Raw genomic sequence first — 12,562 nt, 5'->3', positions numbered from 1 at the left:
CCCGGGCACGAGCTGGCCGGAGTGGTCACCGCTCTCGGCTACGGCACCAGGGGCAGGTCGGTGGGACAGCGGGTGTTCGGCCTCACGGACTGGACTCGCGACGGCACCCTGGCGGAGTACGTGGCCGTCGAGGCACGCAACCTCGCACCGCTGCCCGGCGACGTCGACTTCACGGTGGGCGCGAGCCTGCCGATCTCGGGACTGACCGCGTGGCAGGGACTGTTCGAGCACGGCCGCCTCCAGGCAGGGCAGAGCGTCCTCGTGCACGGCGCGGCCGGCGCAGTCGGGTCGATGGTGACGCAACTCGCACGAGAGGCCGGCGCCTACGTCATCGGCACCGGACGCGCCGCCGACCGTCAGAAGGCGCTCGACTTCGGCGCGCAGGAGTTCGTCGACCTTGAGAACGACACGCTGGAAGACGTCGGCGAAGTCGACCTGGTTTTCGATGTCATCGGCGGCGACATCGGCAGGCGGTCCGCAGGCCTGATCCGAGCCGGAGGAACGCTGGTGTCCGTCGTCGGGCCGCCCGAGGCGCGGCCTGCCGACGGCCTGGCGATCGACTTCGTCGTCGAGTCCGATCGCGCCCAACTGAGTGAGATCGTCCAGCGGGTGCGGGACGGACGACTGCGGACGAACATCGGCAACGTCGCGACCCTCGACGATGCCGTCGCCGCCCTCAACCCGACCGAGCGACGCACGGGGAAGACGGTCATCCGCGTTCGCCCGTGAGGACTCCAGGACACGATCATCGGGCGGCAGGTCGGCGCAACCAGGCCGGCATTCCGCGGGCGGCTCGTGAAGATCAAGCTCGTCGAGAAGATGCAGCCGGCTGGTCGAGTCAGCGCGGTACGTAACGCGGCCGTTCGAAACGGTCCCGTTACGTATCGACAGGGCCTCGTGGCGCGTAAATGGACCTTCACCGACAGGCGGCGCCCGGGACGACCCTGCACCTGCCAGTCGGTCAAGGCGCTGATCGTTCGGATGGCGCGGGAGAACCCGACCTGGGGGCACCGGAGAATCCAATGCGAGTCGGCCCGCCTGGGTCACCCGCTCGCTGCCTCCACGGTGTGGGAGATCCCGCACGCCGCCGATATTGATCCCGCACCCCGCCGGGCCGGGCCGACCTGGCGGCAGTTCCTGGCCGCTCAAGCCCACGCGATCATCGCGTGCGACTTCCTGGTGGTCGAGACCATACTGCTCAGACGGCTGTATGTGCTGATCTTCATCGAGCACGGCACCCGACGCCTGCACCTGGCCGGAGTGACCCCGCACCCGACTGGAGCATGACGGTGCAGCAGGCCCGCAACCTCGCTGCGGCACACGCTCAACCAAGACGGAACGATCGATCTCCAACCGTCATCGAGAAGGCGATCGAATCCCCGCAAGCCAGGCGCTCATCCTCACCATGGCGTCGCACCCGAAACGGACACCCAGTTATGCCCGCGCAGGGATCCTGTCCTCACGCCCGCTGACCATCAACCCAAGCCTCATCCTCAAGTTGAGTGGCGCGGAACAGAGAAGTCCCAGCTGCCGATGTGCGTACTTCCCACTTACGCGGCTGCGTCTGGTCGCACATGATGGACTTGGATTCATCGATGACCAGATCTCCTGTCACGATAAGGAAGGCATCATGCCCCCTTCCATCGTCGGACACGACGGCCCCCTCACCGACCGCCACTTCCCGCTCGGTGACACGCCGACCACCTTCGGCCGCAGGCAAGACTGCAGCGTGGTGCTCTCCAGCGAACGAGCTTCGCGCCGCCACGCCGAGATACGCCACGAGGCAGGGCGTTACATCCTGCACGACCTGGGAAGCCGAAACGGGACGCTGGTCAACGGCAGGCGCGTCACCTCCCAGGTGCTCCAACCGGGCGACCTGATCACGATCGGCGACGAGCAGTTCCGCTTCCTGTCCTCCGACGACGTCGCGACGGTCTTCGGCGCATCCCCGCTGCCGCGGGCGAGCGGGCCCGCCCCATCGGTCGATCCGGGGCCGGTACTCCGGGTGACCGTCTCCGGCGGTGGGCCCGTCGGGCTGACCTTCGCGCTCCTCCTGGAGCACCTCATGGGATCACGGGTCGTCGTCACTGTTTACGACGGCCGCTGGACCCAGGACGGTGCTCAGGTCGCATGGAAGGGGCAAGATCAGGGAAATGTACGGCGCCAGCAGGTCGTCACGGTTCAGAGCCGCCAGTACCTGAACCTCCCCGACCCGGTGCAGGCTCGGCTGTTCAAGCCCGGGGCGTACTCCGAGATGTGGCCGCCCGGCCCCGACTCCATCCGAGGACAAGCCCCGCGCAACCTCCGCATCGCCTACATCGAGGACACGCTCCTGGAGATGGCCGGCGAGAAGTCCGACCGCATCCGGCTCGTCCCCACCCGCTTCGATCCCGACGAGCATGGCGACAGCGCGAAGCAGGATCATGTGCTCGCCATCTGCGAGGGTGGCCGTTCGCGCACGCGGGAGCATTTCACCGGCAAGTTCGGCACCGCCGACAGCTCGATCTACTCCCTGAACGGCAAGCACCTGCAGGATGTCGTGCTGGGCTTACGCGTCAAGTCCGACCTGCCTGACGCCATGTCGGTCCTGCTGACCGTGGCCCAGAACCGCTACCTGCTCAACGCCCTGGGCGGCGAGGGTTTCCTCAACATGCGACTCACCGACGAGGAGGCCGAGGAGGTCATCGGCATCGATCCCGTCCGTCGCGTGTTCGAGGAGTGTGTCGCCGCCAACCCGTGCATGATGGGCCGCACCGACGACGGCGACTTCCACTGCTCCACGCACGGCACCTTGTTCCTGCCCGCCCTGATCAAAGGGTCCGCCCTGTGGCGGCGGGTGCAGGAAGGGCTGGCGATGTTCGGCGTGGCCGAGTACAACCTCAGCGCCGTCACCGCCTTCCGGCTCGACATGGTGCAGCGGCCGCGCTTCACCGCGCGCCTGCACGCCCCTACGTCCGCCACTCCGGGCACCTACGGCTTCCTGCTCGGCGACGCCGCCAATGCCATCCACTTCTGGCCGGGGCGCGGGCTCAACAGCGGGCTGGCCTCGGCCATCTCTCTGGCCCGGTCGCTCAGCCAGGCCTGGCGCGGGCGGGCCTTCCGCGACGCGGACTTCATCCGCCACGAGGCAGCCATGGCGATGCTCCAGTACCGGCACAAGAGCCGTGCCTGGCAGGCGATGGTCACTACCGACGAGGATGGCGTCACCCGTGCCATCAAGGACAACATCGCCAAAGGCTGCGCCGACGCGCAGGCCGCTCCGAGTTCGGACGCGCAGGTCGCGGCGGACATCGACACGCTGATGAACCGGCTCGGTATCGTCCGGGGCCGTCTGTCTCAGCGCGTCTCCGGCCTGCCCGACGACGCCGCCCTGCGTGCCCACCTCGGCCGGCTGTCGGCTGAGACTCTGCGCATCCTGGTCATCAGCGACGCGTGGGACACAGTGGTCATGGGCGGCGAAGAGGTCGACATCGACATCTTCTACCGCGAGGAGCCCGCGTCCGCTTCGGGTGGAGAACCTGTGTGGGCTCCACGACTCGCCAGCGAGCGCGAACAGCACACCAGGCTGATCTCCAGGTCGGCAATCCGATCGCCACGGCCAACGGCACAGGCCCCCCGGTAGACATCGCCGCAGGTCAGCTCACTGCTTCTCTCTAGGGCTCCGCCTCTGTCCGGAGCTGGATAGGCTCCAAGCCATGGCCTCGATTGACGTGACCCGGTGAGCGCCACCCGTCTGCTGGTCATTGGAGCCGATGCGGCAGGGATGAGTGCGGCGCACCAGGCGATCCGGGCGGCCGGGACCAAGCTGGCCGTGACCGCGCTGGAGGCGACCGGCGATACGTCGTACTCCGCCTGTGGCATCCCCTACTGGGTCGCCGGAGACGTGTCCAGTGGCGACGCCCTGGTGGCCCGCACCGCCGAGGAGCACCGGGCAGCCGGGATCGACCTGCGGCTCGGCGCCACCGCGACCGGCATCGACCGGCAGGCCCGCACCGTCACCTACCAGGATGCCGACGGTGAGCAGGTGTTGGGCTACGACGAGCTGGTGATCGCGACCGGTGCGTCGGCCGTGGTGCCGGACTGGGCCGTCCACCCCAGCACAGGGCAACGGTATGCCGGCGTCGCGCCGGTCAAAACGCTCACCGACGGCGCTGTCTGGTTGGACCTGCTCGTGAGACCGCCCAAGGGCAGTGGCCGGGTGGTTGTCGCCGGCGGCGGCTACATCGGCGTCGAGATGGCCGAGGCCGCCAGGAGGCGTGGCTACGAGGTCACCGTGATCACCCGGACTCGGGTGATGAGTTCCTTGGACCCGGACCTGTCCGCTCGCATCGAGAAGGGGATGCACGAGGCGGGAGTCCGGGTCGTGGTCGGCTCACCCGTCGTGCGGCTGGACGTGGCGGACGGACGAGTGCGTGGCGTGTACACCGCAGAAGGCGAGCGCTATCCGGCGGACCTGGTCGTGCTGGCGCTGGGGATCACGCCGAACACCGGTTACCTTGACCTCGACAAGTTGCCGAGCGGCCCGAATGGCGGTTTGCGACCCGAGCCGGACGGGAGCCTGGCCGACGGGATCTGGGCCGCCGGTGATTGCTGCGAGACCCGGCATCGGCTCACCGGCACGTGGACCTACATGCCGCTCGGCACCCATGCCAACAAACAGGGCCGGATCGTCGGCACCAACCTCGTCACACCAGGCGCGCTGCGGTTCGGCGGCGTGCTGGGCACTGCGATCACCCGATTCGCCGAGGGCACGACCTACTTGGAGATCGCCCGCACCGGTCTGAATGAGCGTGAGGCAGCCGCCGCCGGCATCGAGGTGACGTCCCTGGTCACCGAAGGCAGCACGGCCAGCGGCTACATGAGCGAGGCCGACCCGGTCGCGGTGAAGTTGCTGGCAGCGCCGTCGGATCATCGGCTGATGGGCGCGCAGATCGTTGGCGGGCGTGGCGCGGGCAAACGTATCGACACCGTTGCCACCGCGTTGTGGCACGGCGCGACCGTTGATGACTTGGCCTGGTCTGACTTGTCCTACGCGCCGCCGTTCGCCACCGCGTGGGACATCGTACAGGTCGCGGCCCGGCGGCTGGCCGATCAGCTGTAAGCCACTGGGGTGCGGCCCGACCCGCCGAACCGAACGCACCCGCCTGAAAGCCGAACACGACCGCGCGAGACGCGTTGTCGCCGCGATCGACACCGCTGCCGGAGCACACCCGTGAGGCCTACTCCCCAGCGACGCCACCACAACGAAACCCGAATCCGGGCCGCCATGGACCGGCTCCTCCTCGGCGGCCTGCCACCCGGCGGACGATGCGACATCAAGACCCTCGCCCGTGAATCCGGCGTTGACCGCACCGCCTTCTACGGCACCCGCCCCTACACCCACCTGCGCGAAGAATTCGAAACACGGCTCGCCGTCATTCGCGAAGCCGGAGACACCCCCGACCCCCGCGACGCCGGAGTACGTCGGCTGCCAGCCCGGACTACGGGCATCGGGCCATGCAGCTGAGCCACCCACTCGACATGATGCCGCCGATCAGCCAGCCGACAGCCGGCCCTCGTTCCCGGTTATCAAATATCGGCGCAACGCCTCTCGCCCACCGGGAACGAAAGGCCATCGATCAACGGCCTCCCGCAGTTCGAGCTCTGTGAGCCAGGCATGCCAAGCGATCTCGGACGGATCCGGAACCAATGGCTCGGTGATCACTGCCTCATGCACCCCGAACCAGACAGGGCTGACCCCATCCCGGCACAGGAACTTGAACATGAAACGCACCGGGAGGTCGGCGCCCAGCTCCTCGGACAGCTCGCGGGCCGCCGCGTCCTCATACGACTCGCCCACGTCCACGGCACCGCCGACCATCACGTCATAGTGGCCGGGAAAGCGAGTGAGCTGTTCAGCTCGGCGCAGCACGAGGATCCGCCGCATCGGATCGCGACAGATCGTCGTCGCGATCCGATGCATCCATCGCCGACGCTCCGCCTCTGCCCGGTCTACGACCCCCAGCGCGCGGTCCCGTTCATCCACCCGCTCGACCAGCTCACCCACGCAGGACATGATCGCAGGCACCACCGACAATCTGCTCTACGAGCACCCAAGCCAGTGATCTGCATCACATGACCTGCTTGGAAAGGCAACACAAGCGACGACCCCCAGCGCGAACACCCCGATGGAAAGCCACCTGCTCGATCGCCACACGAACACAACCGCACACAGCGAGTGCGGGCAGAAGACACACCTTCGCCACCAACCTGCTGCGCCAGGGCATCAACATCGTGGTGGTCGCCGAGCTGTTGGGGCATGCCCGTCTGGACACCACCCGCCGGTACACCCTGCCCACCCATGGCGATCTGGAGGCCGCGGTCGCCAAGCTCCCCGCCGATCAGTAGACCGGAGCGGCAAGGTCACGTGCGGCTCCCGGCGAGCCGAGGTCGCCGATGCTCAGCCGGGCGTTCAGGTCGAGGCGTACCTCGCCGTAGGGGCGGACGTGCAGCCGGAACAGCGGGGTCAATCCGCGCCGGGCGACCGGGGTGAGCAGGCCGGACGACTTGGGATCGGCGAGGACGTCTTACAGCCCCTTCACGTCGATCACGCCGTCCGGGCCCTGCAGGATCCACTCCCCGTCCTCGCGCCACAGGCACAGGTCGGAGTCGTTTCAGTCTCGCTCCACGGGCTCGGGGACGACTGCGCTGGGACGTCCTGGACGTCCTGGGGACGTCTTGGCCGGCGTGGTCGGCGTGGTCGGCGTCCTGGCGGTCGCGGACCAAGGTCAGGCGGGCGTGGCGGCGCTGGGCGGCGCGGCGGTCACCGACCCGCAGCACGGGCGCCAGGGCCCCTCCCAGGTGACGCGGCCATCGCGGGCGGCGGCGATCAGGTCGGGCTCGACATCGGCCGGCCAGTCACGCAGGTCCGCCAGGAGGGTCAGGGCGGCCAGGCCCTCATCGCCGGGGGGGCCGGTAGCTGCCGGGGAGCGGTGCGGGCTGGTCAGCACGTGCACGTTCGGGGTCGGGGAACCCAGGAACAGCGTGCGGTCGTGGTGATCAGGCGGCCTTGCCGCGGGCGATGTAGAGGTTCATGTCGGTGAAGTCGAGGGTGATGTTGTAGGGCTTCCAGAAGCAGTGGGCGAAGTGGGCCAGCAGGTCGAACCCGAAGGGGGCGAGCGCGGCCTGTGGGTTCGTGAAGCAGTAGACGTCCTTGGCGACGGCGTCGCCGAGGCGGATCTCCTTCGGGTAACAGGGGTAGACGACGACTGGGTGATTGTGGGCGGCGGTCTCAACCGGGCGGTCGTAGTCGGTGCGGATCTGCAACAGTTTGGCCGTGTCCCCGTGCATACCCGCGACGGTCTCGCCGACTCCGCCGAAGTTCACGCCCACCACCCGTGGGCCGGAGTTGGCGATCCCGGCGATGCTGCCCAGGCTGTGCAACTGGTGCTCACGGGCCAGCCACAGCGGCAGAGGCTCGGCGCCCGCCCGTTGGGCGGCGGCGCGTGCCTTGCCGGCCGCCTCGGGGGTCGGGCGGCGCAGGATCAGCGACCTGCCCGCGTAGTCGAAGGTGGTCAGCAGGTGGTAGAACACCCACGTGCCGATCAGGCCATCGCTGTCAGTGTCGACGTCTTCGCCCGACTCCGTCTCCGACCAGCCGACAGGGATGTTGCGCAGTTCGATGTCGCCCAGCTTGAAGGAGTCCAGTATCCCGTAGTGCGCCCATACGGTGCCCTGCCCGAAATCGGTCTCCTCGCTGAAGACGGGGCTCAGCCCGGCCTCCTTGGCCACCGACCCGCGCAGGTTCAGACTCGGGGCGCCGGTGTAGGGCAGGAAGCGCCTCGCCGGTCCGCCGTTGAGCGAGGCTTCCACCAGTGGAAACGGGTCCATCTGCGTGAACTCCACCCGCGCGGTGTCGCCGTGGATCTGATACGCCTCGCCGCTGATCGCCGCGAACCACTTGGCGTAGCTGGCGCCGCCGGCCGCCTGCCAGCATGGTGCGGACAGGGCGAATTTGTCCTGCCGCATGTAGCAGTCGGCCAGGAAGTAGTTGGTGTCCTTGTCGCCGGGCGCCAGCGCGAGGGCCATCTTGAGGTACTTCTCAGCCTCGGGGAACCGGTTGGACAGCAGCCCCACATAGCCGCGCTGGCGGGCGGCCCGCAGGTTCGTGGGGTCTGTCTTCAGGATCTCCTCGTACGCGCGGCCCGCCTGCTCGAACTTGCCGGCCTTGAACAGCGCGTCCGCGTCACTGGCGTCGGCTAACGCCGTGGCGGCCTTCCCCAGCAGCGGTGCGACCGCGGCGGCACCGGCCAGCACGGCGGCGCCCCGCAGCACCGAACGCCGGTCCCATCCTCCGTCATCAGCCATGTCTGCTCCTTTTCGTGATCACCTTCGCTGTGACTTTCCGTCCCAGCGGACGGTCACAACACCTCCGGCCGGTTCGTCTCCCCCTGCCGGATGAGACGGGGCCGTACAGCGTCGTCCCGATGCGGGCGACCGGATCGCTTCGCAGCACGCTCGGCAACTCGCCCGCCGGCCGACCCCGTCCACTGTCGGCCAGCCGTGTCCCCGTCTCGTCCGCGCCGTGTCATGGTCGTGTCACGGCCGCAACCGACGGTGGCAGCCGTCGGCATACCGAGACACGCGGCAGGCAACGCGCGCACATCCGGCACCCATCGTGGTCCCGTTGACAATGAATGACCCACACCCTGCCACCCCCGGCCCCGAGTCGGAGACGTCGGGAACCGGCAGTGGGAGGAGGAACACGCCGGGCAGGGCTCCCCTTTCAGGCTCGTTGTCGACGTCGGTCACTTGGGCCAGCCTGGGAAACAGCCGGTCTTCAACCGACCGCCGCCCACGCAAGCGTGACCGCGTATGCGGACGGCCATCCAGGTCGTCCCGCATCGACCATTTGCGAGACGGTCTTTCAAGCGGCTCAGGTGCGGATCTCGGGAGCGTAGCGGTCACAGGGAGTACTCGCTCGTGTCGTGCCTTCAGGTTGTCCGACGGCGGATGACAGCGAGGCGGATCACCCACGCATCCAGCCGGGAACGTCCTGGCCGGTGATCGCGCGGTACTCGCGGGAGACCCCCGCGGAATCGCCCGCGTAGGCAAGGTACAGCTGTGCCATGATCGTGATGACGATGTCCCGGCCGTGGTCGGGCAGGTGGCGACTGGCCGGCAAGGCGTGCAGCAGGGGTGCGACCGCTTCGCGAAACCTGGCCTCCTCCACCAGCATGAGCCCGAGGACTGTCAGAGCCTGCACATACGACGGCATATGAGCAACCGAGTCGAGCTCGGCCAGCTGCGCGTACAGGACAACGGCCTCCTGCGCGAGCGGGACGGCCTCGGCGCGCCGCCCGGCCTCCGCCAGCCGAAGCGCACAGTTGCGCAGCGAGAGCGCCAGATCCTGCAGATACTCGGCCCGGTCGAGCCCCACCATCTCCCGCCACAGGGCCACCGCCTCCTCGGCGACCGGGGCCGCCTCCGCCGCCCGCCCTGCCTCTGCCAGCCGCCCGGCGTGGTTGTTCAACGCGCTCGCCAACATGGGCAGGTGAGGCGGGCGATCGAGCTCGGCCAGCTCCCGCCACGACGCGACCGCCACTTCCGAGTACGGGAGCGCCTCGGCCCGCCGCTCCTCGCCCACGAGCCGCAGCGCGTGCCTGGATGACAGGTCCGCCAGGCTCCTCAGCGTGGACACCAACTCAGGAAGGCGAACGGCCGGGTCCCGCCCGGCCAGCTCCCGCCGCAGCGAGACTGCCTCCGAGAAGAACCCGACCGCCTCCGCCTCGCGCCCAGGCGGGACGAGCTTGAGCGCGTAGTTGTGCAGCGAGGCGGCCAGCAGAGGCAAGTAGGCCCTCCGGTCGGAATCGGCCAGCTCCCGGCACACGTCGATCGTCTCCACCGAGAGCCGGATGGCCTCGTCCATCCGTCCGGCCTGTGCCAACAGCCCGATGTGGTTGTTCAGCGACACGGACAGGTCGGGCAGGTGGGCCGCCCGGTTGAGCTCGGCCAGCTCCCGGCACAGGGTGAGACTCTCCTCGGAGAGGGGAAGTGCCTCGTCCAGCCGCCCTACCTCAGCCAGCCGTCCGGCGTGCCTCTCCAGGGCGGTGGCCAGGTCGGGCAGGTAGGCGGCGGGGTTGAGTGCGGCCAGCTCCCGGCCGATGGTGACGGCCTCCTCCGAGAGCGGGACCGCTTCGGCCCGCCGCCCCATGTCCGCGAGCTGGAGGGCGTGGTTGATCAACGACGGGGGCAGGTTGGGCAGGTGGGCGGCGGGGTTGAGCGCCACCAGCCGCCGCCGCAGGAGAAGGGCCTCCTCGGAGTGCGGGAGCGCCTCGTCCAGCCGCCGCGCTTCGGCCAGCGAGGCAGCGTGGTTCGCCAGGGCGGTTGCCAGGTCCGGCAGGTGGGTGGCCGGGTCGGCGGCGGCCAGCTCACGCCGGAACGCGATGGCCTCTTCGAGCAGCGGGAGCCCTTCGTCCCGCCGGCCCAGCGACATCAGCCTCGTGGCCTGGTTGTTCAGGGAGGCGGCCAGGTTGGGCAGATGCCTGGCGCGGTCGAGCGCCGCCAGCTCGCGCATGATCTGGACGGCCTGCTCGCCCTCGGCGAGGGCGCGAGCGTGCAGCCCGGCATAGCCCAGGCGGATGGCCAGATCCTCGTGGACGCGGGCCTGCAGGGCGGGCTCCGTGGTGGCCGCCAGCCGATGCCTGGCGAGCCGGGAGGTCACGGCGGCGATGCCGATGTCCAGGTCGATGTGCCGGTGATCCGGCAGGACGGCCGCGATGCCCTCCAGGAGATAGGGATCGATCCCGTCCAGCGCGGCCAGGGCGGCCAGGGTGGCGCCCCCTGCAGGGCCAGCTCGGGGTACGCATCCAGCAGCGGGTACAGCCGGCCGCCGGCCAGATGCGGCCATCGGCGCGCGGCCTCCACCAGAGTAGCCAGCGCGTGGGGCGCCCACACACGGCCGGGGCCCTCCACCGGCTCCTCCTCCGCTGGCGCGAGCAGCCGGGCCGGTGCGCCGTCGGCCCATGGGTCGGCCGGGAACTCATGAGAATGGCCGGAGGTCATCAAGGCGACGAAGTCCTCGCCCAACCGGTCCGGGTACAAGGGCTCCAAGACCGTGTCCCCTGCCCCCGGATAGCAGACCGCGTGATCCTTGAGAAGCTGCCCGGGAGCCTCTCTGGAGTCGATCCCGGCCAGGGCCAGCGCCGCCCTCCCGTCGGCGTGGCCGAGCCGGCCGGTCAGCGTGGCGGTGTAGACGAGCTGCCCCAGCGCGTCGGGAGTCGTACGGAGCGGGTTGTCGCGAGAGGGTGCGGACATCGCCTCCCAGTGATCGCGCTCGCGGGCCAGGAGGAAGGCCGACACGGTCACGGGGTCGGCGGGCGGGGGATCACCGCGATCGTAGGCCAGCACCGCGGCCAGTGCGGCCATGTGCACGGTCAGTACCAGCCGGTAAGCCTCGTGGCGGGCCCACGCGGGTGGCGGGTCCACATTCCCGGCGTCCGGTATTCCGAGCAGCTCGGCGAACCGGTCACGCGCGGCCTCGAACAGCCCGGCGCGCGTGACGTCAGGCCCGTCCTCCAGCGGCCCCAGCTCCGTACGGCCGGGCGTCAGGTGGACGTCACGCTGGATCCGGTACGCCAGGCCCTGCCACCAGGTGCCGGACGGGCGGGCCAGGAGCAGCACGCGTACCGGCAGCCCCGTGCCGACGCGGGTGTCGGCCAGCAGCGACAGCACGTCGGCGGTGTCCCACCGCTCGGCGTAGTCCACCACCAGCAGCACCCCGGCGGCCCGCGCCAGATCGGGAACGACGAAGGGCTCGGGCGCGGAGCGGTCGCGCCGGTGATGTGCCGCCAGCACCACCCACCCGTCTTGCTGCCATGTCCGCGCCACCTCATGGGCCAGGCGCGTCTTGCCCTGGCCGCCCGCTCCGTGGATCAGCCGCACCGCGAGGCCCGGCCCGTCCCGCCAGCGCCGCAGGTCGTCCAGCAGGTCGCGGCGTCCGGTGAACGCGATCAGCCCGTTCGCCGCCTGCAGCAGGCCGCTGGGCCGCGCCCGCGCCTGCTCCGGCGGTGGGGCGGCGGCAGGGGCCGGCCAGAGCGCCAGCCGGTACGGCTCCCCGCCGTCATAAACGATCATGTCGCCGGCGGCCTGGTAGATGCGCGCGAACCCCGAGCCGGTTGCGTGCTGGTGAACCCGGCGCGCCCCTTCTGGACCGCTCATGACGGTCATCATCGGCCGTACCCGGGACCTCTGGCAATCGCTCCTCGGCGGCCGGCTCAGCGGGTTGACCACCCGTGTACATGCACAACCGGGACGGCGTGCCGTCACGGTCGTGACCCTCGCTCCCCTGACCCGGAATCCGGTCGACGTCGCCGCCGACGCCTGCAGGCGCTTCGCCGCACACCTGGACCTGCCGGCCCACCAACCCGGCGAGGCCTGCCTGGACCCGGGCGAGCGTGCACGCCTGGCCGCCGCGCCGGAGGCGGTCGAGAAGGCGACCGCCAAGGTGCGGACCAAGTCCGATGCGCCAGGTGAGCCATGAGGCGAGCGGCCCATCGGCAGCGGCGGATCCGCCCGCCAGAAC

Annotated in this window: 13 protein-coding genes; 7 read left to right on the top strand and 6 right to left on the bottom strand. The window is 69.8% G+C overall.

Annotated features, from left to right (window positions below; all coding sequences use genetic code 11):
- The 5 genes from AB0L65_RS56275 to AB0L65_RS56255 all read left to right on the top strand — a co-directional run.
- Positions 1-729: NADP-dependent oxidoreductase (locus AB0L65_RS56275; protein WP_364264796.1), on the top strand; the 729-nt coding region annotated here is incomplete at its 5' end.
- A 66-nt stretch (positions 730-795) separates the two neighbouring features.
- The gene (locus AB0L65_RS56270; RefSeq protein ID WP_364264794.1) at positions 796-1,287 is read left to right on the top strand and encodes a hypothetical protein; all 492 of its coding nucleotides are present in this window, start codon (positions 796-798) and stop codon (positions 1,285-1,287) included.
- A gap of 343 nt (positions 1,288-1,630) precedes the next feature.
- Positions 1,631-3,622 carry an FHA domain-containing protein gene (locus tag AB0L65_RS56265; RefSeq protein ID WP_364264792.1) on the top strand — a complete coding sequence of 664 codons (1,992 nt, stop codon included), beginning with the start codon at positions 1,631-1,633 and terminating at the stop codon, positions 3,620-3,622.
- Between the two features lie 96 nt (positions 3,623-3,718).
- On the top strand, positions 3,719-5,101 hold the full coding sequence (locus AB0L65_RS56260) for an FAD-dependent oxidoreductase (RefSeq protein WP_364264790.1): 1,383 nt from the start codon (positions 3,719-3,721) through the stop codon (positions 5,099-5,101).
- Between the two features lie 165 nt (positions 5,102-5,266).
- Positions 5,267-5,506, top strand: coding sequence for a hypothetical protein (locus tag AB0L65_RS56255; protein ID WP_364264788.1), 240 nt, complete (start codon positions 5,267-5,269; stop codon positions 5,504-5,506).
- Positions 5,507-5,533: 27 nt separating this feature from the next.
- Here the strand turns inward: AB0L65_RS56255 and AB0L65_RS56250 are convergent, their stop codons facing one another.
- Complete coding sequence (locus AB0L65_RS56250) at positions 5,534-6,046, bottom strand: NUDIX domain-containing protein (protein ID WP_364264786.1); 513 nt, start codon at positions 6,044-6,046, stop codon at positions 5,534-5,536.
- Between the two features lie 68 nt (positions 6,047-6,114).
- On the opposite strand from AB0L65_RS56250, the gene AB0L65_RS56245 reads away from it, so the two are divergent.
- Positions 6,115-6,387, top strand: a complete 273-nt coding sequence (locus AB0L65_RS56245; RefSeq protein ID WP_364264784.1) for a tyrosine-type recombinase/integrase — start codon at positions 6,115-6,117, stop codon at positions 6,385-6,387.
- Here AB0L65_RS56245 and AB0L65_RS56240 read toward each other — a convergent pair.
- The 5 genes from AB0L65_RS56240 to AB0L65_RS56220 all read right to left on the bottom strand — a co-directional run bounded on the left by AB0L65_RS56240 (position 6,381) and on the right by AB0L65_RS56220 (position 12,198).
- The gene (locus tag AB0L65_RS56240; RefSeq protein ID WP_364264782.1) at positions 6,381-6,509 is read right to left on the bottom strand and encodes a hypothetical protein; all 129 of its coding nucleotides are present in this window, start codon (positions 6,507-6,509) and stop codon (positions 6,381-6,383) included. The two genes, AB0L65_RS56245 and AB0L65_RS56240, sit on opposite strands and share 7 nt — an antisense overlap.
- Positions 6,510-6,767: 258 nt before the next feature.
- A complete protein-coding gene (locus tag AB0L65_RS56235; RefSeq protein ID WP_364264780.1) occupies positions 6,768-6,995 on the bottom strand; it encodes a hypothetical protein in 228 nt (75 codons plus the stop codon).
- A gap of 43 nt (positions 6,996-7,038) precedes the next feature.
- On the bottom strand, positions 7,039-8,346 hold the full coding sequence (locus tag AB0L65_RS56230; RefSeq protein WP_364264778.1) for an aspartyl protease family protein: 1,308 nt from the start codon (positions 8,344-8,346) through the stop codon (positions 7,039-7,041).
- 661 nt (positions 8,347-9,007) lie between these two features.
- Positions 9,008-10,555 (bottom strand): tetratricopeptide repeat protein, encoded by a 1,548-nt coding sequence (locus AB0L65_RS56225; RefSeq protein WP_364264800.1) that lies wholly within the window; start codon positions 10,553-10,555, stop codon positions 9,008-9,010.
- 143 nt (positions 10,556-10,698) lie between these two features.
- Entirely contained in the window at positions 10,699-12,198 is a 1,500-nt protein-coding gene (locus tag AB0L65_RS56220) for a hypothetical protein (protein ID WP_364264776.1), read from the bottom strand.
- Here AB0L65_RS56220 and AB0L65_RS56215 point away from each other — a divergent pair.
- Positions 12,197-12,520, top strand: coding sequence for a hypothetical protein (locus AB0L65_RS56215; RefSeq protein WP_364264775.1), 324 nt, complete (start codon positions 12,197-12,199; stop codon positions 12,518-12,520). The genes AB0L65_RS56220 and AB0L65_RS56215 overlap by 2 nt on opposite strands.
- Positions 12,521-12,562 lie beyond the last annotated feature (42 nt).

Origin of the sequence: Nonomuraea sp. NPDC052116, assembly GCF_040680035.1 — a bacterium.
GTDB lineage: Bacteria > Actinomycetota > Actinomycetes > Streptosporangiales > Streptosporangiaceae > Nonomuraea > Nonomuraea angiospora_A.
This window is presented reverse-complemented; position numbering and strand designations above follow the sequence as displayed.